Source organism: Pseudoalteromonas sp. BDTF-M6, assembly GCF_018334135.1.
Classification (GTDB): domain Bacteria; phylum Pseudomonadota; class Gammaproteobacteria; order Enterobacterales; family Alteromonadaceae; genus Pseudoalteromonas.
In genome coordinates this window covers 546,989-567,673 of record NZ_JAGXTQ010000002.1, presented here as the reverse complement: position 1 = coordinate 567,673, position 20,685 = coordinate 546,989, and the positions used below count along the sequence as shown (strand labels likewise).

The window sequence follows — 20,685 nt, the reverse complement described above, 5'->3', positions numbered from 1 at the left end:
GTTAGGAAAGCGGCCCTGCGGTCTAAAGACCTTACACATACATATATAAATGAGTTTCAATTAAGCCACTATGAATTGGAGAATACCGTGCGACGTGTAGTTTTAGTCGTAGCTTTAATCTTATGTGTTACCCTAGTCAGCGCTAAACAGCCACCGAAGTCGAGCTCGGCAATGAGCCTTCCGGCTAATCTGTCGGTTGACCCAACACGAGCAAGGCCTGACAATTCACAACCGACACCTAAGCCGCAAGCAGCCGAGGGCCAGCTTAGTCTCAACAATTAGGCAGTTAATCTTATTCTCCTTGGACAAGGTGATAAACTTGGTTAGGCTAAAAACATAAGATGCGTAACCTGTACGCTAGGATTTTTACATGAACAAAATTGCAGTACTGATTTTAAGCACCTTGATGCTTGCCCTCTTCACCACCGCGGTGCAGGCAGGCAGTATCGAGTCGCGCTTTAAAGAGTTAGACCGAAACCGCGACGGCGCTATCAGCAAGTCGGAAGCCGCACAAGAACCGGCTTTGTGGTCACGCTTTAGCAGCTATGATCAAGACAAAGACGGCAAATTGTCGTTACGCGAATTTACCAATTACGCCCGCCAATAGGGCACGGCCTTACGCCGTAAGCTGCAATTAGCCAATAAAAAAAGCGCCTGAAGCGCTTTTTTTATTGTTCGGATTTCTTACCCTTGCTCTTCACGCAAAAATACCGGCTCGTTTTCCTTCGCCGTTGCTTCGGCACTAAAGTAATAGCCGGCGCTGGAAAACTGCTTTAATTGCTCCAGGCTCTCAACCTGATTTTCCATGATATAACGGGCCATCATGCCGCGCGCCTTCTTCGCGTAGAAACTGATCACCTTGTATTGACCGTTTTTACAGTCTTTAAATACCGGCGTAATAATTTCGGCGTTCAATGCTTTCTTGTCCACCGCCTTGAAATATTCGTTCGAGGCTAGGTTAATTAGTTGCTTTGCACCGCTCTGAGCCAGAGTCTCATTGAGCTTTTCGGCAATAATACTACCCCAGAACTGATACAGGTTAGTGCCTCGTGGGTTTTCCAGTTTCGTGCCCATTTCCAAACGATAGGCCTGCATTAAATCAAGTGGCTTAAGCACCCCATACAGACCCGATAGAATGCGCAAATGCCCTTGCGCATAATCAAGCACGTCATCACTGAGGCTGCTCGCTTCCAACCCAGTGTACACATCGCCGTTAAAGGCAAAAATAGCTTGCTTGGCATTGTCGTGAGTAAAGGGCTGAGACCATTCACTAAAGCGAGCGGCGTTTAAGCCGGCAAGCTTATCACTTATCTTCATCAGGCTACCGATTTGCTGCGGTGTCAAATCACGGCACACCGAAATCAACTCTTCGCTGTGGGCGAGTAACTCGGGTTGGCTATGTGTTGTAACCGGGGCCGCGGTTTCGTAATCAAGGTTTTTTGCCGGGGAAATAACTGTGATCATAATTGCTGTTGACTTGGCTCTGGAATAGTGTCAATTTCAACATTAAATAAAGCAAAGATCACGCTTTATTCTAAATCGGTCTGCGTGCCATACGCTCTCGCCTAAGCGGCGGCGACCGGTTCACTTTGATGTTATTTAAGTAACATCAATCCCCAGGCACGGACAATTGACCTCCCCATGGTTGTCACTAAGGTGCAACATTAACTACATAACCTATAAGTGTTTATCTATTTGCTATAGGCACTGACGATAAACTCCGTAGACGCTATATGCTTGGAATGAGGAAAGCACATGACTACAGCACTACAAGAGTTGAAGCAGCATTCAACGATTGTCGCCGACACCGGCGATATTGAAGCGATACGTAAGCATCAACCACAAGATGCGACCACCAACCCATCACTGTTACTTAAGGCCAGCGAAATCCCGGCCTACCAGCCCTATCTTGATAAGGCCTGGCAATACGCTCGTAGCCAAACTGATGACACTGGCGCCCAATTGGCACTGGCATGTGATTACTTCGCTGTATTGATTGGCAAGGAAATCGCCGAGATCGTTCCCGGTTATATTTCTACCGAAGTCGATGCGCGTCTGTCATTTGATACCCAGGCAACCATAGCGAAAGCGAAACAACTTCTAAGTTTGTATGAACTTGAGGGCGTGGGTCGCGAAAAGATTTTAATTAAGATAGCGTCAACCTGGGAAGGGATTAAAGCCGCCGAGCAATTGGAAAAGGAAGGCATTCGTTGCAACCTGACACTGCTCTTTAGTGAAGCCCAGGCCCGCGCCTGTGCCGATGCTAACGTCTATTTGATCTCCCCCTTTGTCGGCCGTATTCTCGACTGGCATGTGGCCAATGGCATGGAAAAGCCGAGCGACCCACTGGCGGATCCCGGCGTGCAATCGGTACGCAGCATTTATGAATTCTACAAAGGCCACGGTTATGAAACCATAGTCATGGGAGCCAGTTTCAGAAATACCGGCGAAATCCTAGCATTGACCGGCTGCGACCGCCTAACCATCAGCCCGGCATTACTCGAAGAGCTGGGTGACTTACCGGCGAACACACAGTATCAGCTTACACCACCGGCGGCTGTAGCCCCTAAGCCAAGCGCCCTAAGCGAAAGCGAATTCCGTTGGTTACAGAATCAGGATGCCATGGCCACCGAAAAACTGGCAGAGGGCATACGCGCCTTCGCAGAGGCACAAGTGGCGCTCGAACGCCGCTTCTCTTCCCTCTAATTTTCTTCCAAAATATAACGCCAGCAAGATGCTGGCGTTGACGGTAATAAAAACATCACTTTCCTGTAACTTAAAATAAACAATTTCGTTTTATTTTTGCACTTTCTATGGTATAGATTGATTGCGTTAGTTATACAGGAGAGTGTCATGGATAGTCTGAATGAACTAATAAAAATACTAGAAGGTCCTGAGGCCAAAAAGACTTCCGGTCGTAATAAAAAACGTAAGTGGCGCGAGATAGAAGCACTAAAAGATAAACAACGTCTACGCAAAGAACTACAAGAACTAGACTTGTTTAGCGATGACATCGCGTTAGAAGAACTCGATTTCTAAGTTAAAAAGGAGCAATTAATTGCTCCTTTTTTTATGCTTCTGGTTTAGCTCGGTAAGGTCCAGTCGATCGGTTTTTTTCCCTGCTCGACGAGCAGGCTGTTGGCCTTTGAAAAGTGACCACAACCAAAAAAGCCTCGGTGTGCGGACAAGGGAGATGGGTGCGGCGCCTTAAGCACAAAGTGCTTATTGGTGTCGATATGCTTGCCCTTCTTTTGCGCATGCGCGCCCCAGAGTAAAAAGACGATGCCCTCACCTTGCTCGTTCAGTGCCGTGATGACCTGATCGGTAAAGTGCTCCCAACCCAAGTGCTTATGGGAATGGGCTTGGCCCTGCTCCACCGTAAGCACGGTATTGAGCAATAATACCCCCTGCTCGGCCCAGGACTGCAAATAGCCGTGCTCAGGAATTTGGAAACCGCTAATGTCCTGCGCCAATTCCTTGTACATATTAGCCAATGACGGTGGCGGCTTGACCCCGGGCAACACGGAAAAACACAAGCCGTGGGCCTGGTTTGGACCATGGTATGGATCCTGGCCTAAAATCACCACCTTAACATCGTCAAACTCGGTGGCATGAAATGCCTCAAAGACCTTTTCTTTGGATGGATACACGGCAACGCCCTCGGCACGGCGTTGCTGCACATAATCTAATGTCTCTTGAAAATAGGCTTGCTGCTTTTGTGCCGCCAGTAAATCGGACCAGGATGTCATATAGGCTCTCGAATAAAAAAGACGACCTCAAGGCCGTCTTGTTAATGCTAAAGCAAGCTTACCAAATTAACCAAGTTTCGCCAGCATTGCCTCGCGCAACTGCTGATAGTCGGCATGCATGGGCTCGGCCAGGCAAGGTTTAGCAAGGGCCTCCGCCAGCGCCTTGGGCATATCCAATGAGATACCCAGGATTTCTTCCACGCTCTCTTTAAACTTAGCCGGGTGGGCGGTGGCCAAAAAGATCCCCTGCTCACCGGGAGCCAAATCCGTCTTTAACCCCTGATAGGCGATTGCGGTATGGGGCTCGGCGGTATAACCGATCTGCTGCAACTCGCGCATCGCCGCCGCCGTGGTGGCTTCGTCCACACCGTGAGAGTAAAAGTGGTCATAGCTAAATTGCCCGCTATCTAGCATCACCTGCACTCGCGGCCAGTTGTTGGGTCGACTCACATCCATGGCGTTCGACAAAGACTCCAGTGTTTCATTTGGCTGCCACTGCTTGGACTCGAGGTAACGCGGCACCGTATCGTTTTGATTGGTGGTGGCCGACAGCTTGCTGACAGGCAAACCTATCACCGCCGCTATCATGGCCGCACATACATTACCAAAGTTACCGCTGGGCACGGAAATATGCGCCTGCGCTCTTTGCTCTTTTGGTAGTTGCGCCACCGCCTCAAAGTAATAACAAACCTGTGCCAACAGACGGCTGATATTGATGGAATTTGCCGAATTGAGGCCGAGTCGTGATTTCAGTTCCTCGTCCAAAAAGCCCTGCTTTACCATGGCCTGGCAATCGTCGAACGAACCTTTGACGCTATAACAATGAATATTGCCGCCTAGCGTGGTAAACAGCTTTTGTTGTGCCTCGGAGATCTTACCTTCGGGGTAGAGGATCACCACATCGACATTCTCTTTACCATAAAAGGCATGAGCCACAGCGGCCCCGGTGTCACCACTGGTGGCCGTTAAAATAGTGACCTTTTCGCCCTGACTAAACTGAGCCAGGCACTGGGCCATAAAACGCCCACCAAAATCTTTAAAGGCCAGAGTCGGGCCATGAAACAGCTCTAAACAATGGAGATTATCATCCACCTTGACCAGAGGCGCCGGGAAGGTAAACGCCCCCGCAACCATCTGCGCCAGGGTTTCATCGCTCAACTCATTACCCAAAAGATGACGCAATACCTTGGCACTGCGGGTAACAAAATCAAGCTCAAGCAAGGCATCGACGTCCTCTAACTGAGTCAGTTGCTTAGGGAAAAATACCCCTTGATTGCGCCCCAGACCGATTTTCACCGCCTCAACAAACGACACCACCTGCTCATTATCTTTCAAGTTATATAACTGCATTACCCTAGTTCCTCATTCAAATCTCTGGTTCCGGCCCAATCGAGTTGGCAAATATGGCTAAAACCTTGTTCATTAATATAGTGCTGACTGAGCCATTGCTGACACAGCTCAGCGCTGGCGAGGTTGTCACACAGCGCAAAAAGTGTCGGCCCGGCTCCTGAGATGCTGACCGCTTTGGCGCCCAGCTCTAACAAGGCTCCTTGCGCCGCACTAAACCCCTTAATTAGTTGCGCCCTATGCGGCTCGGCGACTGTGTCTATCATGATCGACAGCGCCTCGTTACTGCGCTGTTGTAACATCAAGGTGCAAAAGGCGCTAAGGCGCTGAGCAAACTCGACGCTTTGATGCATATCGAGCTGCTTTGGCAGCACGGCGCGCGCCTTGGCGGTGTTAAGCGTAAACCCGGGGAAGGCCACCACCGGATACCAATTATCCGGAGTAGGAATGGCCAGGGACTTACCGGGGATAAGCTCCGCCGTCAGTTGCAAGCCACCTAAATAGCAGGGAGTGATATTGTCATAATGACGACCGCCGCTGACCTTGGCCTCAAAGTCGGCCATCAGCTCGATCAGCGCCTCAGCGCTGAGCTCAGTGCCGGCAAACTTATCTAACGCGGCGATGGTTGCCACCACGGAGCAGGCACTGGAGCCCAGGCCCGAGCCTACGGGCAGGTTTTTTACCAATTCCAAGCGCACATCTGGCATATCCGGCGCTACCGCTTGTTTAAAATGCAACAAACACATATAGGCGAGGTTTTGCTGTGCCTGCACCGGTAACTTGTGGGCATAGGGCCCTGAGCATACAAACTCTGTGGTGGTGCTGGCACTGACCTTGACCACATCACCGAGTAAACTGCCATCGATAGGCGCAATGGCGGCGCCTAGCGCATCAAAACCCACGGCAAAATTACCTATGGAAGCCGGAGCATATACTTGAATCATCAGATTTCCTTATCGTGGTAGCGTTTTTAGAATATCGGCAAAGACCCCCGCCGCCGTGACTTCTGCGCCGGCACCATAACCGCGGATAACAAAGGGTTTGGGCTGATAATACTGACTTAAAATGGCCAGCGCGTTTTCGCCATCGCGAATATCAAATAAGGCGTGATCGCTATCGACCGCTTCAATGCCCACCTTACATCGTCCTTGGTCTATGCTGCCAACATAACGCAACACCTTACCTTCGGCCTTGGCCGAGGACACCTTATCGGCAAAATCGCTGTCGAGCTCGGGCAGCTTAGCCATAAACTCATCCACACTTAAGCCCTCGGCAAACCCGGGCGGCAGAACCGACTCCACTTCAATATCTTCAAGCTCGAGTTCCAATCCGGCTTCACGAGCAATGATCAATAACTTGCGGGCAACGTCGGTGCCAGACAGGTCGTCGCGCGGATCCGGTTCGGTAAAGCCACTTTCCTTAGCCTTGATGGTCGCCTCCGACAGGCTTAAACCATCGCTCAGCACCCCGAACATATAAGACAAGGAGCCTGAAAGGATGCCGCTGAAGTGTAATAACTGATCGCCGGCGCCAAACAACGACTGCAGGTTATCGAGTACCGGCAAGCCGGCGCCCACGTTGGTTTCATACAGGAAGCGTCGGTTGTTGCGCTGCGCCGCCTCTTTTAGCTGCCAGTAATAGGCCTGCGAGCTGGTATTGGCCTTTTTATTGGCGGCCACCACATGGAAACCGGCATTTAAGAAATTAACGTATTGATCCGCCAGCGCCGCCGCTGAACTACAGTCGACGATTACCGGGTTGATCAGGTGATGCTGTTTTACGAATTGTTCCAGGTATTTCAGGTCAAACTCCTGTGCCGTTTGCTGCAACTGCGTTGGCCATTGCTGCAAATCGACACCTTCACTATTTAGCAGCACCTGCCGCGAGTTGGCGATGCCGCGCACCTTCAACTTGATATTGCGGGCCTTGAGCCAGTCTTGCTGCTTCTCCACCTGGCTAAGCAATTCGCTGCCCACTAGGCCGCAACCCAAGAGGAAAACATCGATAGATGGCATATGGGTAAAGAAGTTTTCATGGCACACCTTCACCGCATCGTTACACAGCTCGCCATCGATCACCGCGGAAATGGAGCTTTCGGTGGAGTCCTGGGCAATGGCAACGATATTCACCTGGGCCTGTGCCAAAGATGCAAAAAACTTGGCCGCCAGGCCCTTGTGGGCACGCATCTTGTCACCCACCAGGGTCACAATAGCCAAGTGGCGCTGCACCTGGACCGGCTCTATCAGCCCGGCCTTGGCCTCAAGTTCAAAGGCCTGCTCCAGGGCATGTAATGCCAAGGCCAGATCTTGCTGGTACACACAAAAACTAATGCTGAACTCGCAGCTCGATTGCGTGATAAGAACTATGGACACATTATCAGCGGCTAAGGCAGTAAAGACGCGAGCCGCCATACCCACCTTGCCCTTCATACCCGGGCCAGAAACAGTCAGCATGGCCAGGTCCTGCAAGCTGGAAATGGCTTTTACCGGTTGGGAAGAGCGCGCATCGTCGCTGATCAAGGAGCCGGGCAGCGAAGGCGCATGGGTATTTTTAATCTCACAGGGCACGCCCGCTTTGGCACAGGGCATGATGGTTTTTGGATGCAATACCTTGGCACCGAAATAAGAGAGCTCCATGGCTTCTTTGTAAGAAAGCTGATCAACCTTAGTAGCGCCTTTAATATAACGGGGGTCGGCGCTGTAGACACCATCCACATCGGTCCAGATTTGACAAACTTCAGCCTCTAAACAGGCTGCAGCCACAGCGGCGGAGTAATCCGACCCGTTGCGTCCCAAGGTCGTTAAATTGCCCTGAGCATCGGCGCCAGTAAAACCCGGCATTATGTATACTTTTGCCGGGTTAGCATGCAAATACTCCTGCAGCAGCTGTTTTGATACATAGAGGTCCACTTCGGCATCTATAAAACCGCCATGAGAGCGAACCACCTGCTCGGCAGGCACATAATGAGCCCCCAAGTCGGCCATTAAGGCCTGCATCAGGGCCACACTGATGCGCTCGCCGAAGCTAATGATATAGCTGTACACCGCGTCCGGGCACTGGCCAAGCAAGGCAACGCCGTCAAGACGCCGTTTCAAATCCTGAAAATCAGGCCAAGCGCTGGGCGCCTGCGCCAGATTCGTAACCTCAGATTTTAAGCCCTCAGCTCGGGCGCATAACGCCTGCCAGGGAAGGCTGTAGTCCTGTCCCGTTTTTGCCAGCTCACTCAAGGCCACCAAGGCATCGGTCATGCCTCCTGGGGCCGACAATACCAGTAACATTTGCTCTTTAAGCTCGGCGCGCACTATGGCGCTCACCCGCGCTAAGCAATCCGCATCGGCCAGCGATGAACCGCCAAATTTCAATACCTGCATAATTTCCTCATTCCCGTTTTGACCGCAATTATTCCGCTGTGTGGTGGCGCCCAATTCAGGCCAAAAAAAAGGCCCATGCAATAAAGCATAGGCCTTTTTTTCTTCGCGCACCGACCCATGCCACTATCCGCTAAGGATGGTGGTGGTAATAATGGTGATCAGTGTTGCGTAATTTGTATTCATGCTTTTAGACTGCCCGAAAAAGACTATTTCTGTCAACAGTAATATTTAACAAATAATATGCTTTTTTCTTCTATCTAAAGCAATACGTAGAAATACTTATGCAAATCAAAAAAGCGGCTACTCTTGCGCCAGTTCTTTACCATGATGCAAAAACGGGATGCGCTGCGCCGGTTTTGCAAAGTTCGGCTCCAACCCGGTTTAACGTAAGACAGGTGGAAATATTAGCTTTTGTTAAACGCCGGTCAATAAGCTATTATTTTATGTGGTTTTTTAAAATCCTAAGCGCTATTTCTGCCTAACGGCAAAAATAAGAACTCAAACTCGGAGTTTTCTCACCGCCTTTTTTTAGTTGCACAGGGCCAAGTACACACATGTTGCATAATAGTTTGTCGAAAAAACTCCTTACCAGTGTTTTATCCGTGTACTTTGTGCTGACCTTTGTGGTGACCTGCGCGCAAATATTTGCCGAATATTTCAACACCAAAAGTTATATCCGCAATGAACTGCAAACCCTGCAACAAACCTTTAGTGGCAGCCTGACCCGCGCCATCTGGGAGTTGAATACAGATCAAAGCATCACCATCGCCGAGGGGCTGCTCGCTATTCCCATGGTTGAGGGCATCATAGTGCGTGATGACAGCGGTGAGGTGATCTCCCAACTCGGCCGCTCGTTAGACATCCGCGAGCTCTACTCCAAGCAGCTGGTGCAAGACGCCGCCATTATTGAAGACACGCCGTCGGGTCTGTTTGGCTATACCTTTCCGCTCATATTTGAATTTTCGGGTCGTGAGACTCAGGTCGGCGATGTCACCCTCTTCTCCAGCCGAGATGTGGTCGTCAGCCGTATTATCGTCTCTATTTACCTGCTCGTCGGCAACGCCATGATCAAAACCACCTTTTTGATTTTGTTGTTTTTACTGGCTTTTAGAAAACATCTGACTCGACCGTTGCAGCAATTAACCGAGCAAATAGAGACCGTTGAACCGGACGCCATTGAGGACACGCGAATTACCCTCGATAATCGTGATCAAAACGAGCTTAACGTCATGGCCCAGGCCTTTAATAATTTAATTGCCAAGGTCGTCGAATACCGTGACAAACTTAGACGCACGCAAAAAGAGTTACTCAAAAGCAATGAAAAGCTCGACCAACAGAATATAGAACTCGAGCAGGAAGTAGCCCGTAAGACCTCCAACCTAAGCCAGGCCATGATGGACCTGCAGCAGCAAAAATATGAGCTGGAAAAACAAAAACTGAGTCTGACCGAAGAAATTGAGCTCAGACGCCAAACCGAGCAAGAGCTACTCACCAAGCAAAGAGAAATGCAGCGCTACGTGGACGAGCTGAACGTGACTCAAGAGCGCTTATTGGGCTCGGAGAAAATGGCGGCCCTGGGTGGGCTGGTTGCCGGCATCACCCATGACATCAATACCCCAGTAGGAATAGGGGTTACCGCCACCTCGTTTTTACAGGAGCGCCTTAAGGAGCTGGAGCAAGCGCACAGCAAGGAAACACTGACCCCGGCTGAGTTGGCACAATTTATTAGCGAGGCGAAACAAAGCACCGAGTTGCTAAGCAGCAACCTGGCCCGTGCCAGCGAGCTGGTCGCCAGTTTCAAACAAATAGCCGTAGATCAAGCCAGTGAAGCGGTGCGCACCATCAACTTAAAAGCATACCTTGGCGAAGTGATCCGCTCCCTGCATCCAAAACTGAAACACACCGAGCATGAAATCAATATCCAGTGTCCGGATGATCTGGTGCTTAACTTACCCGCTGGGGCGATAAGCCAGATTTTTACCAATTTAATAATGAACTCACTGATCCATGGTTTTGAAGGGGTTCAGCACGGCCATATCGATATCCTGATCCGAGACCAGGATGAGCGGGTATTAATCGAATACAGTGACGATGGTTGCGGCGTCAACGCGGCCCAACTGGAACAGTTATTTAACCCCTATTTCACCACGAAGAGGGACCAGGGCGGCAGCGGCCTGGGCACCCATATTACCTTTAACCTGGTAAAACAAACCCTGGGCGGCGAAATAGCGGTCAGCAGCAAGCCCAATAAGGGGTTGCAGTATTTCATTTCGCTTCCGAAAGACCTGCCAAAACCCATGCAAATGTTTAATTAGCGGCGCCACTCCGTTATGATGACGGCACTATAAATTTGCGCCCAAAGCGCTCCATGGAAGTATATTTATGTGGTTTAGTAACCTAATTTGCTATCGTTTTAAGCAAGAGATCAGCTATCAACAAGAAGACTTTGACAAAGCCCTGGAGCAGGACCTTTTTCGCCCCTGTGGCAGTCAGGATCTGCACACCTTCGGTTGGACCAAAGCCCTGGGTAAGCATGGCCAAACATTAAGCCACTTTTCTAAAAACTCAATTCTGGTGTGTGCCAAGCGCGAAGAGAAGGTGCTGCCTGCGGCGGTCGTCAACGATATGCTGCAAGAGAAGGTAGAGCAACTGGAAGTACAGGAAAACCGCCGAGTAAACAAAAAAGAAAAGGATGAACTCAAAGAGAATATCCTTAACACCCTGTTGCCTCAGGCCTTCAAAAAGTCGAGCCTGCAATATGCCTTTATCGATATGGAAAATGGCTGGGTGGTTGTTAATAGCGCCAGCTTTAATAAAGCAGAAGAATTATTAGCGCTGCTGCGTAAGTCTTTGGGTACCCTGCCCGTCGTGCCCGCCTTTGCCAATTATGATCTGGGCCTGTTCCTGACTTCTTGGTTAAAAGAATTCAATGCTCCAGAAGGCTTTGCCATTGGCCTGGACGCCGAGTTGCAAGAGCCGGATGACAATGGTGCTCAAGTAAAACTGAAGGGCCACGACCTAGCCAGTGAAGAGGTTAAAAATCACCTCGACAATGGTAAAGAAGTGACGAAACTTGCCCTTGAATACCATGAGCGCGTGAAGTTTATGCTGCAAAACGACGGCTCTATTAAACGTGTAAGCTACGCCGATGTGTTAAAAGAAGAAAATGCCGATATTCCGAAGGAAGATATGGCGGTCAAACTGGACGCCGACTTTATTCTGGTATCGGAAGAAATCAAGGAATTACTTGAGGCCTTAACCAGCGAGCTGGGCGACGCCGAAGACCTGTAACTCCATACTAGGTCGACCTTGGCCGCCAGGGATGGCGGTAGCAGAGCAATGCAGGAGCACATTGCCGAAGGCCGACCTTTAATGCCTCTTTGCTTAGCTGAACACCGCCTGGGTGTCTTTTACCAGGTTCTGATAATCGCTCTCGGCAAACAGTGCCAAGGACGGAATAATTCCTTTATCCACATACACCTGCAAGGCCGCCGTCTTATCGGAGACCTGCAGAATTCCCTCTAGAATCGCTCCCATGCGAATAAAGTCGACAAACTCAATCTCCTCGGGGCGATAGTTAGGATCGGACCACAGCTTAGCAACCTGGACGAATTCCTCGGAAAAATCCCACGCGGTTAAAATCGCGGCGCCAATACGACCAGCCAGCTTTTGAATGGCATGGGCTAAAAAACTTGGGTTGGCAAACACCTCAGGGTGTTTCTCCGCCTCGGTTAAAATAGGCAGAATCCCAATGTTATAGGTTAATGCCGCCAGGGTAATGGTTTCGGTGTTAATGGTATCGTGGCGCTGCTGCTCACGAAACTGCTGCACCAGCACCATGGCATGACAGGCGACACTAATGGTCTTTTGCCAAGCCTTATCCATGTACCCCTTGATCACCGTATTTTGCGACACAAACAGCTGCTCCATGGCCATAGCCGTGGCGATATTCTTGATTTGTCTGAGGCCGATACGCGTCACCGCCTGGTTAACCGTAGTCACCTTAACCGAGCGGCTCAACAAGGCACTGTTGGCGACCTTGATCATCCGCGCCGCCAACGCCGGATCGGTGGCAATCACTTCGGCCATGGTATGCAGGGTAATATCAGGATCATCGGCACAACTACGCACTCTTAAGGCCACTTCGGGCAGAGTTGGCAGTACCAGGGTATCGTTCTTGATGCGATCAACTAAGATAGTGAGCAAGGCATTTTCGGTAGACATTATCGCGGTATCCTTTTTCAGCAACGCGAGCGTTCTTCTTATATCTGCCTATAAGTTACCGAGAAAGTTTCAAAAGAGATAGCGTAAAAAACCATTAATTTTAGAAATTTGTCGACCCTATCCTGTTATTTACCGTTGTCAGCGAAGCAACGAATTGGTTAAATAAGACGACTAAAATCAGTGCCTACGGCGGCTAACAGCTCGACCAATGGGCACTAATGCCAACATAAGGCACGCTCGGCACGGACCACCCCCCTAAGCCAGCATTCACTCATTTTGTGAGTCTTACCCGCATAACAAGACTCATGATCAATTAACGAGGACTCTCATGCGTAAACTGTCGAAAATCTCTCAAGCCATCATGCTCGGTGGTTTAGTGGCCCTAAGCGGCTGTTCAAAACAACAGCCTCAAAGCAGCAACGAAGCCGTTGTTGAGCAAGCCCCTAGCAATGCTGCGGTAGAGTTGATCAACATCGCTCCCAGCCGTTTGGATATTTACACCGACTTTGAGCTGAACACAGATCTAACGCACTTAAGCGGCAACCAGAAGAAAATGCTGGCGAAACTAATCGACGCTGCAAAGATTATGGATGAGCTGTTCTGGCGCCAGGCCTTTGGTGGTGACAGAGCCGAGTTCCTTAGCGCCCTGAGCGATGAAAAAGTACGCCACTTCGCAAAAATCAACTATGGCCCTTGGGATCGCCTTAATGGCGACCAGGTATTCCTCTCTGGTTTTGAGCCCAAGTCGGCCGGCGCCCAATTCTACCCTGCGGATATGAGCAAAGAAGAGTTAGAGAGTGCCGAGCTTGCCGATAAAGCTGGCCTTTACTCGGTGATCAAACGCGATGCCGAGGGCAAACTCTTCAGCGTAGCCTACTCAAAGGAATACGCGAGTGAGCTACAGGCCGCCGCCAAGCTGCTGCGCGAAGCCAGCGAGCTGGCCGAAGACAAAGAATTCGCCAACTACCTAAGCATGCGCGCCGATGCGCTATTAAGCGACGACTACCAGGCCTCTGATTTCGCCTGGATGGATATGAAAAATAACCCTATTGATGTGGTGATTGGCCCCATCGAAACCTACGAAGATCAGCTTTTCGGTTACCGCGCCGCTTTCGAAGCCTATGTCCTGGTAAAAGACATGGCCTGGAGTGAGCGCCTGGCCAAGTTCGCCCAGTTCCTCCCTGAGCTGCAAACAGGCCTACCGGTTGCCGATGAGTATAAGCAAGAAGTACCGGGGTCGGATGCGGATCTGAATGCCTACGATGTGATCTACTACGCGGGTCACTCAAATGCCGGCAGCAAGACCATCGCCATCAACCTGCCTAACGATGAGCAGGTGCAGCTGGAAAAAGGTACCCGTCGCCTGCAACTTAAAAACGCCATGCGTGCCAAGTTTGATAAGATCTTGATGCCTATCGCCGCCGAGCTTATCGTGCCAGAGCAGCGTCAGCACATCACCTTCGATGCCTTCTTTGCCAACACCATGTTCCACGAAGTGGCACACGGCCTGGGCATTAAAAACACCATTACCGGTAAGGGTACGGTGCGTCAGTCGCTGCAAGAGCATGCCAGTGCTCTGGAAGAAGGCAAAGCCGATATCCTTGGCCTGTACATGGTTGAGCAGCTGCTAAACAAGGGTGAGATCACCGAAGGTACGTTGGAAGATTACTACGTGACCTTTATGGCCGGTATTTTCCGCTCGGTGCGTTTTGGCGCTTCCAGTGCCCACGGTAAAGCGAACATGATCCGCTTTAACTTCTTTAAGCAAGAAGGTGCCTTCTCTAAAGACGACAAGGGTCTTTACCGCGTCAATATGGATAAGATGGGAGCGGCCATGGCCAAGCTTTCTAACCTGATCCTCACCCTGCAGGGTAACGGCGATTATCAAAAGGTGGATCAACTGGTTGCCTCTATGGGCGAGATCAAGCCTGAGCTAGCGGCCGACCTGGAAAAACTAAGCCAGGCTAATATCCCGGTAGACGTTGACTTTACTCAGGGTAAAAAGGTGTTAGGTCTGGAATAAGCCAGAGTTTAGCTTCAGAAATAGCGCCCAAGGGCGCTATTTTTTATCTTTAAGCTTGGGTTACTTGCCCTTACTCTCCTGGCCAATCTTTCTAATACGACGACGCTGAGACAGGGTCATCTTGTTGCTGCGACCGGCATAAGGGTTATCCCCTTCACGGAACTCGATTTTAATCGGCGTGCCCATGATATCCAGGGCCTTGCGGTAGTAGTTCATCAGGTAACGCTTATAGCTGTCTGGCAGCTCATGCACCTGATTACCGTGGATCACTATGCGTGGCGGGTTGTAACCACCGGCGTGAGCATATTTCAGCTTCACCCGACGACCACGCACCAGCGGCGGCTGGTGATCGGCCTGGGCCATATCCATGATACGACGCAACATGGCGGTACTGATACGCTTGGTGGCCGAGTCATAGGCTTCTTCCACCGACTCAAACAGATGGCCTACCCCAGTGCCATGCAAGGCAGAGATAAAGTGGATACGGGCAAAATCGACAAAACCTAAACGACGGTCAAGCTCCGACTTAATGCGGTCCTTTACATCACTGTCCAGGCCATCCCACTTGTTGACCGCCAATACCAGAGAGCGGCCGGCATTCAGGGCAAAGCCCAGCAGACTCAGGTCCTGATCCGAAATACCGGTACGGGCATCGATCACCAAAAGTACCACGTTGGCATCTTCGATGGCCTTCAAGGTCTTGATCACCGAGAACTTCTCGACCACATCGCTAACCTTTTTACGCTTACGAACACCGGCGGTGTCGATCAACACATACTCGCGGTCGTTGCGGGTCATGGGGATATAAATCGAGTCTCGCGTGGTGCCCGGCATATCGTACACTATCACCCGCTCTTCACCGAGAATACGGTTGGTCAGCGTCGACTTACCCACGTTAGGGCGACCGATAATGGCCAGCTTAATGGCCTTATCGGCAAGGTCTTCATGCTCACCTTCTTCATCCCCCTCTCCCTGAGGACCATGCTCGTCATCATAGGCGGCAAACGGGTCTTCTTCGATGAGTTGTTGGCGCTCTTTGGCAATTTGCTCGATCACCGGCTGTAAGGCGCTGCTTAGCAGGCCGGTAATGCCACGACCATGAGCGGCAGCGATCTGATACACCTCACCCATGGCCAGTTGATAAAACTCGGCACAGTTGGAATCGGCGTCGATGCCATCGGTCTTATTGGCAACCAGGAACACCTTTTTCTCTTGCTTACGCAAGTGCTGGGCAATGGCCTGATCGGCCACCGTCATACCGGCACGGGCATCAACAAGGAACAGCACCACATCCGCTTCTTCGATCGCCAGCAGAGACTGCTCGGCCATTTCGGTTTCGATACCCTCTTCGGAGCCATCGATACCGCCGGTATCAACAACGATAAAGTCAAAACCATCATAACTCGCCTGGCCATATTTACGATCTCGAGTCAGGCCCGGGAAGTCCGCAACAAGTGCGTCGCGGGTGCGAGTTAAGCGGTTAAACAATGTCGATTTACCGACATTAGGTCGCCCAACTAAGGCGATCACAGGAAGCATAATGTACCTCTTCAAATAACAAAAAAGCTCCGCCGCAGCCAAATGGCTTAAGGCGAAGCCTATCTTAGGGCATAGCCTAATTAACTAATTACTGCGCTTTAATGGCGCTGACTTCACCGTCGCGGGTGATAACAATCAGACGGTCATCGGCTACGATAGGCTCAACATAAAAGCCCGAGCCATCAAACTCATGACGCGCTACCAACTCACCGCTATTGCGGTCAATCCAATGCAAGTTACCTTCTTGGTCACCCACCGCCAGGTAGCTGCCCAATACCGCCGGGCCGGTAATATACCAACCGCGTAAAGCCGCTTGTGACCAGCGTTCGATACCCGAACTCTTATCCAAAGCATAGATAACGCCGTCGCTGTCGACCACATAAATGGTGTCGCCAACAATGCTAAATTCACGATAGCTGCTATATTCACGCTTCCACACGACGTTGCCGGAACGGATATCCACCGCCGCCAGGTTACCATTGTAGGCCAGGGTATAAACCATGGCGCCACTCACCTTAGGCTCGGTATCCACATCGACCAGACGCTCAAACTCAGAGGCGCCTTTTGGCTGCGCTACTTCGGCCTGCCAGGCAGAGAAACCACTGTCGGCAATCAACACGGTCAGCTTACCGGTTTCTTCACCGACTAACACACCACCATTGGCAACCGTCGGCGAGCTTAAACCACGCAGCGTTAGCGGCGGCACTTCTTGCTCATAGCGCCAGCGCTCTTCACCCGTGTCCGGGTGCAGTGCCAGTAATTGACCCGAACCCAGATTGACGTAAATTAGGCCATCGCCAGCAGCAGGTCGAGATAGGGCTTCGCCCGGCACGCTCTTGCGCCACACCAGCTCACCGGTTTCACGATCCAGCGCCACCACCTGGCCATGCTCGGAACCGATAAAGATTTTGCCGTAGGCCTGCAGAATGCCGCCGGAAAGCTTGGCACTTTCTTCGCTGCTCCACGGCCAGAAGCCGGTGTCATCACGAACATCGGTCTGCCACAGGGTATCACCATCGGCTAGGGATAAGGCCTCAACCTCACCATTGCGCGAGGCCACAAACACACGGTCTTTATAAAACGCCGGCTGTAAGCGCGAAAAATAATGTTCAACGCCATCGCCTACCGTTTCTTGCCACAATACCTGAGTTTCGAACTGGTTATTAATTTCCGGTAATACCAGCTCGTCTTCGTCGTTAGACGAACAACCCACCAAGGTCGCCATACATAAGGCAATCCCTGCAAGAGTAACCTTTCTCATTAACCCGCTCCTTACGCAGCTGGCGTTTGTGCTGCCAAATCGTCCAATTTAACTTGCAATAGCGGGTTGCTTTCTAAGCCACCTTTGTCCGCCGCGCTTTGATAAGCGATGCGAGCCTGCTCTTTGTCGCCTTGAGCCAAGTAAATATCACCTTTTAATTCGGCAACGGCGGCTTCATAGCTTGCCGGTAATTCAGTGCCTAAAGTCGCTAGCGCTGCATCATAATTTTGCTGCGCCAATTGCACGCGCGCTAAACGCGTGGTGGCAATGGCTTTAAGCTCTTTCGTCAGTGCATGTTGCTGTGCCCAAATTAGCTTCTCGGCGGCCACATCCAGCTTTTCGGCATCTACCGCTTCTTTGGCGGCAACAAAGGCGGCCAATACGGCGTAGCTTGAGTCTTCATAGTCCTTCATCAGGGCTTCGCTTTGCGCGATCACATCGGCGTTTTCAACCTCGGTGCTTTGCGCAACCAGGTTAAATGCATCCGACGCTTCTTCTGCACTGCTGATCTGGTGCTGGTTGTAGGCTTTCCAGCCATACAAGCCACCGAGGCCAATAACAATACCAAGGGCGATTGAGACGCCGTGTTCTTTAAAAAAGCCTTTAATCGCTTCTGCTTGTTGTTCTTCTGTTGAATAAATTTCCATCATTACCTCTTAGACTCGGGTCTAAATCATGTCAGCCAACAGCTGGGTAATTTCATCCAAGGTCAGTGTTAACTGTGGTTTTTCTTCGCGTAGGTATTTCACCGTTACCACACCTTGGTTGAGTTCATCTTCGCCTAAAATCAATGCCACTTCGGCACCGCTTTTATCAGCACGTTTTAATTGTTTCTTAAAGTTGCCGCCACCGGCATGCACCAAGACACGCAGGCCTGGTACGTCGGCACGCAGTTTAGAGGCGATCACAGGAGCCTGAATGCTGGCCTGCTCACCCATGGCCGCCACATAGACATCGGCATTGCGGCGTATGTCGCCAACACATTCAAGGGCTTGTAAGAGCAATACCAAGCGCTCCATCCCCATGGCAAAACCAACCGCAGGGGTGGCCTTACCGCCTAACTGCTCGACCAGGCCGTCATAACGACCACCGGCACATACGGTTCCCTGAGCGCCCAGGCTCTCGGTGACCCATTCAAACACGGTACGGTTGTAATAATCCAGGCCACGAACCAACTTTTCGTTAACCTGGTATTCGATACCTGCGGCGTCTAAACGTTCACACAAATTAGTAAAGTGGGCACGTGATTCTTCATCCAGGTGCTCGGATAGCTTAGGCGCATCAACCAATATGGCTTGTACGTCCGGGTTTTTGCTGTCCAACACGCGTAGCGGGTTTGAGTGCATACGACGCTTGGAGTCTTCGTCCAACTTCTCTTCATGCTGCTCAAGGTAGGCGACCAGGGCATCACGGTAGGCGGCACGCGCTTCATTTGAACCCAAAGAGTTCAGCTCAAGACGCACATGTTCGCTAATACCAAACTGCTGCCATAGCTGCGCCGTCAGCATGATCACTTCGGCATCGATATCGGCACTGGCAATACCGAACACTTCCAGACCAAACTGGTGGAACTGACGATAACGACCCTTTTGCGGACGCTCATGGCGGAACATAGGACCCATATACCACAGGCGCTGCTCCTGGTTATACAGCAGGCCGTTTTCATTGCCGGCACGCACACACACGGCCGTCCCCTCTGGGCGCAAAGTCAGGCTGTCGCCGTTGCGATCCTCAAAGGTATACATTTCTTTTTCAACGATATCGGTGACTTCACCAATAGAGCGCTTAAACAGGTCGGTCGACTCAACAATGGGGAAACGGATTTCTTGATAACCAAATGAAGCCACACATTGACGCAAAGTGTCTTCCACTTTTTGCCAAACTTGCGTGTCGCCCGGAAGGATGTCGTTCATGCCGCGAACTGCTTGAATTTGTTTTGCCACTGATAATCCCAAAATTCTGTTATAGGCTGCTCTGAGCCCGTGAAAAAGCGTCGATAAAGCGCGCTATTATAGCCTTTTGCGCCGCTACCACCAAGTACCGGCGCCGGCCTTAATCAACTAATTTGATGTCGATTGGCTGCTGTTGCTCTTGCTTGGCAAGGTAGTCGCGTACATGCTGCTCCAGCTGGTCAACAATTTTATCATTATCAACACGGGTCTTTTGACGCTCACCATTGATATACAAGCCTGAGCGACGGTTAGCACCGGCCAAACCGATATCACTGACCAGGGCTTCACCCGGGCCGTTCACGACACAACCGATCACCGACACCGTCATCGGCGTGATCACGTCTTCTAAACGCTCTTCCAGCTCATTCATGGTGCTGACCACATCAAACTCCTGGCGTGAGCAGCTCGGACAGGCGATAAAGTTAATTCCGCGCGAACGAATACGCAGGGATTTTAGGATATCGAAACCCACCTTGATCTCTTGCACCGGATCGGCGGCAAGCGACACGCGTAGCGTATCGCCAATGCCCTCGGCCAGCAACATACCCAAGCCCACCGCGGATTTAACCGAACCGGAGCGGAAACCACCGGCCTCGGTGATGCCCAGGTGCAGAGGTTGATCGATTTCTTTAGCCAGCAGACGATAAGCGCCCACCGCAAGGAATACATCGGAGGCCTTAACCGACACCTTAAACTGGTCAAAGTTAAGACGCTGGAGAATTTCCACGTGACGCATGGCCGACTCCAGTAAGGCCTCGGGAGTCGGTTCGCCATACTTTTCTTGCAGGTCACGCTCTAATGAGCCGCCATTAACACCGATGCGAATAGGAATATTACGGGCGCCTGCGGCATCGACTACGGCACGAATTCTGTCTTCACTGCCTATGTTGCCCGGATTAATGCGCAAGCAATCGGCGCCATATTCCGCGACTTTTAAGGCGATGCGATAGTCAAAATGGATATCTGTGACCAGGGGAATGTCGACCTGTTCTTTAATGCTTTTAAATGCTTCAGCGGCCGCCATGGTTGGCACCGAAACGCGCACGATATCGGCACCGGCCTGGGCGATATCCTGAATTTGCTTCACCGTGGCATCTACATCCATGGTGTCGGTATTGGTCATGGATTGCACGGCAATGGGGGCACCATCGCCAATCGGCACATCGCCAACATAAATACGCGTAGACTTGCGGCGCTTGATTGGTGACTCTGAAAACAT

The 20,685-nt window shown here is 51.0% G+C and carries 18 protein-coding genes; 7 read left to right on the top strand and 11 right to left on the bottom strand.

Annotated elements, in window-relative coordinates; genetic code table 11:
• Window positions 1–370 precede the first annotated feature (370 nt).
• Complete coding sequence (locus KD147_RS06985) at window positions 371–607, top strand: EF-hand domain-containing protein (RefSeq protein WP_212547325.1); 237 nt, start codon at window positions 371–373, stop codon at window positions 605–607.
• Window positions 608–684: 77 nt separating this feature from the next.
• On the opposite strand, the gene yaaA is transcribed toward KD147_RS06985, so the two are convergent.
• A complete protein-coding gene (yaaA, locus tag KD147_RS06980; RefSeq protein ID WP_212547324.1) occupies window positions 685–1,464 on the bottom strand; it encodes a peroxide stress protein YaaA in 780 nt (259 codons plus the stop codon).
• Between the two features lie 291 nt (window positions 1,465–1,755).
• Between yaaA and tal the strand changes: the two genes are divergently transcribed.
• Window positions 1,756–2,706: a transaldolase gene (gene tal / locus KD147_RS06975; RefSeq protein ID WP_212547323.1), complete on the top strand. Its 951-nt coding sequence runs from the start codon at window positions 1,756–1,758 to the stop codon at window positions 2,704–2,706.
• A gap of 147 nt (window positions 2,707–2,853) precedes the next feature.
• The gene (locus KD147_RS06970) at window positions 2,854–3,039 is read left to right on the top strand and encodes a DUF3545 family protein (protein WP_105187815.1); all 186 of its coding nucleotides are present in this window, start codon (window positions 2,854–2,856) and stop codon (window positions 3,037–3,039) included.
• A gap of 44 nt (window positions 3,040–3,083) precedes the next feature.
• Here KD147_RS06970 and ung read toward each other — a convergent pair whose 3' ends face one another.
• The 4 genes from ung to thrA all read right to left on the bottom strand — a co-directional run bounded on the left by ung (window position 3,084) and on the right by thrA (window position 8,467).
• Window positions 3,084–3,749, bottom strand: coding sequence for a uracil-DNA glycosylase (gene ung / locus KD147_RS06965; RefSeq protein WP_212547322.1), 666 nt, complete (start codon window positions 3,747–3,749; stop codon window positions 3,084–3,086).
• 66 nt (window positions 3,750–3,815) lie between these two features.
• Window positions 3,816–5,099 (bottom strand): threonine synthase, encoded by a 1,284-nt coding sequence (gene thrC / locus KD147_RS06960; protein ID WP_212547321.1) that lies wholly within the window; start codon window positions 5,097–5,099, stop codon window positions 3,816–3,818.
• Window positions 5,099–6,040, bottom strand: coding sequence for a homoserine kinase (thrB, locus tag KD147_RS06955; RefSeq protein WP_212547320.1), 942 nt, complete (start codon window positions 6,038–6,040; stop codon window positions 5,099–5,101). The genes thrC and thrB overlap by 1 nt, the downstream gene beginning before the upstream one ends.
• Before the next feature lie 9 nt (window positions 6,041–6,049).
• A complete protein-coding gene (gene thrA, locus KD147_RS06950; RefSeq protein ID WP_212547319.1) occupies window positions 6,050–8,467 on the bottom strand; it encodes a bifunctional aspartate kinase/homoserine dehydrogenase I in 2,418 nt (805 codons plus the stop codon).
• A 281-nt stretch (window positions 8,468–8,748) separates the two neighbouring features.
• Between thrA and KD147_RS06945 the strand changes: the two genes are divergently transcribed.
• The 3 genes from KD147_RS06945 to rdgC all read left to right on the top strand — a co-directional run bounded on the left by KD147_RS06945 (window position 8,749) and on the right by rdgC (window position 11,758).
• Entirely contained in the window at window positions 8,749–8,949 is a 201-nt protein-coding gene (locus KD147_RS06945; protein WP_212547318.1) for a hypothetical protein, read from the top strand.
• Window positions 8,950–9,021: 72 nt separating this feature from the next.
• Window positions 9,022–10,782 (top strand): sensor histidine kinase, encoded by a 1,761-nt coding sequence (locus KD147_RS06940; RefSeq protein WP_212547317.1) that lies wholly within the window; start codon window positions 9,022–9,024, stop codon window positions 10,780–10,782.
• A gap of 67 nt (window positions 10,783–10,849) precedes the next feature.
• Window positions 10,850–11,758 carry a recombination-associated protein RdgC gene (rdgC, locus tag KD147_RS06935; protein WP_212547316.1) on the top strand — a complete coding sequence of 303 codons (909 nt, stop codon included), beginning with the start codon at window positions 10,850–10,852 and terminating at the stop codon, window positions 11,756–11,758.
• 93 nt (window positions 11,759–11,851) lie between these two features.
• On the opposite strand, the gene KD147_RS06930 is transcribed toward rdgC, so the two are convergent.
• Window positions 11,852–12,691 carry an HDOD domain-containing protein gene (locus KD147_RS06930; protein WP_105253796.1) on the bottom strand — a complete coding sequence of 280 codons (840 nt, stop codon included), beginning with the start codon at window positions 12,689–12,691 and terminating at the stop codon, window positions 11,852–11,854.
• A gap of 328 nt (window positions 12,692–13,019) precedes the next feature.
• Between KD147_RS06930 and KD147_RS06925 the strand changes: the two genes are divergently transcribed.
• Window positions 13,020–14,714 (top strand): DUF8614 domain-containing protein, encoded by a 1,695-nt coding sequence (locus tag KD147_RS06925; RefSeq protein ID WP_212547315.1) that lies wholly within the window; start codon window positions 13,020–13,022, stop codon window positions 14,712–14,714.
• Window positions 14,715–14,774: 60 nt separating this feature from the next.
• Here the strand turns inward: KD147_RS06925 and der are convergent, their stop codons facing one another.
• The 5 genes from der to ispG form a co-directional block, all read right to left on the bottom strand.
• The gene (gene der, locus KD147_RS06920) at window positions 14,775–16,253 is read right to left on the bottom strand and encodes a ribosome biogenesis GTPase Der (RefSeq protein WP_105253794.1); all 1,479 of its coding nucleotides are present in this window, start codon (window positions 16,251–16,253) and stop codon (window positions 14,775–14,777) included.
• Window positions 16,254–16,341: 88 nt separating this feature from the next.
• Complete coding sequence (bamB, locus tag KD147_RS06915; protein ID WP_212547314.1) at window positions 16,342–17,514, bottom strand: outer membrane protein assembly factor BamB; 1,173 nt, start codon at window positions 17,512–17,514, stop codon at window positions 16,342–16,344.
• Between the two features lie 11 nt (window positions 17,515–17,525).
• Entirely contained in the window at window positions 17,526–18,161 is a 636-nt protein-coding gene (locus KD147_RS06910) for a YfgM family protein (protein ID WP_105253792.1), read from the bottom strand.
• 21 nt (window positions 18,162–18,182) lie between these two features.
• Window positions 18,183–19,457: a histidine--tRNA ligase gene (gene hisS / locus KD147_RS06905; protein ID WP_212547313.1), complete on the bottom strand. Its 1,275-nt coding sequence runs from the start codon at window positions 19,455–19,457 to the stop codon at window positions 18,183–18,185.
• 109 nt (window positions 19,458–19,566) lie between these two features.
• Entirely contained in the window at window positions 19,567–20,685 is a 1,119-nt protein-coding gene (gene ispG, locus KD147_RS06900) for a flavodoxin-dependent (E)-4-hydroxy-3-methylbut-2-enyl-diphosphate synthase (RefSeq protein WP_105253790.1), read from the bottom strand.

What these genes read in the sequence shown, in the direction of transcription:
- KD147_RS06985 (WP_212547325.1), top strand. Translation starts at nt 371, where the DNA reads ATGAACAAAATTGCAGTACTGATTTTAAGCACCTTGATGCTTGCCCTC.
- yaaA (WP_212547324.1), bottom strand. Translation starts at nt 1,464, where the DNA reads ATGATCACAGTTATTTCCCCGGCAAAAAACCTTGATTACGAAACCGCG.
- tal (WP_212547323.1), top strand. Translation starts at nt 1,756, where the DNA reads ATGACTACAGCACTACAAGAGTTGAAGCAGCATTCAACGATTGTCGCC.
- KD147_RS06970 (WP_105187815.1), top strand. Translation starts at nt 2,854, where the DNA reads ATGGATAGTCTGAATGAACTAATAAAAATACTAGAAGGTCCTGAGGCC.
- ung (WP_212547322.1), bottom strand. Translation starts at nt 3,749, where the DNA reads ATGACATCCTGGTCCGATTTACTGGCGGCACAAAAGCAGCAAGCCTAT.
- thrC (WP_212547321.1), bottom strand. Translation starts at nt 5,099, where the DNA reads ATGCAGTTATATAACTTGAAAGATAATGAGCAGGTGGTGTCGTTTGTT.
- thrB (WP_212547320.1), bottom strand. Translation starts at nt 6,040, where the DNA reads ATGATTCAAGTATATGCTCCGGCTTCCATAGGTAATTTTGCCGTGGGT.
- thrA (WP_212547319.1), bottom strand. Translation starts at nt 8,467, where the DNA reads ATGCAGGTATTGAAATTTGGCGGTTCATCGCTGGCCGATGCGGATTGC.
- KD147_RS06945 (WP_212547318.1), top strand. Translation starts at nt 8,749, where the DNA reads ATGCAAATCAAAAAAGCGGCTACTCTTGCGCCAGTTCTTTACCATGAT.
- KD147_RS06940 (WP_212547317.1), top strand. Translation starts at nt 9,022, where the DNA reads ATGTTGCATAATAGTTTGTCGAAAAAACTCCTTACCAGTGTTTTATCC.
- rdgC (WP_212547316.1), top strand. Translation starts at nt 10,850, where the DNA reads ATGTGGTTTAGTAACCTAATTTGCTATCGTTTTAAGCAAGAGATCAGC.
- KD147_RS06930 (WP_105253796.1), bottom strand. Translation starts at nt 12,691, where the DNA reads ATGTCTACCGAAAATGCCTTGCTCACTATCTTAGTTGATCGCATCAAG.
- KD147_RS06925 (WP_212547315.1), top strand. Translation starts at nt 13,020, where the DNA reads ATGCGTAAACTGTCGAAAATCTCTCAAGCCATCATGCTCGGTGGTTTA.
- der (WP_105253794.1), bottom strand. Translation starts at nt 16,253, where the DNA reads ATGCTTCCTGTGATCGCCTTAGTTGGGCGACCTAATGTCGGTAAATCG.
- bamB (WP_212547314.1), bottom strand. Translation starts at nt 17,514, where the DNA reads ATGAGAAAGGTTACTCTTGCAGGGATTGCCTTATGTATGGCGACCTTG.
- KD147_RS06910 (WP_105253792.1), bottom strand. Translation starts at nt 18,161, where the DNA reads ATGGAAATTTATTCAACAGAAGAACAACAAGCAGAAGCGATTAAAGGC.
- ispG (WP_105253790.1), bottom strand. Translation starts at nt 20,685, where the DNA reads ATGTTTTCAGAGTCACCAATCAAGCGCCGCAAGTCTACGCGTATTTAT.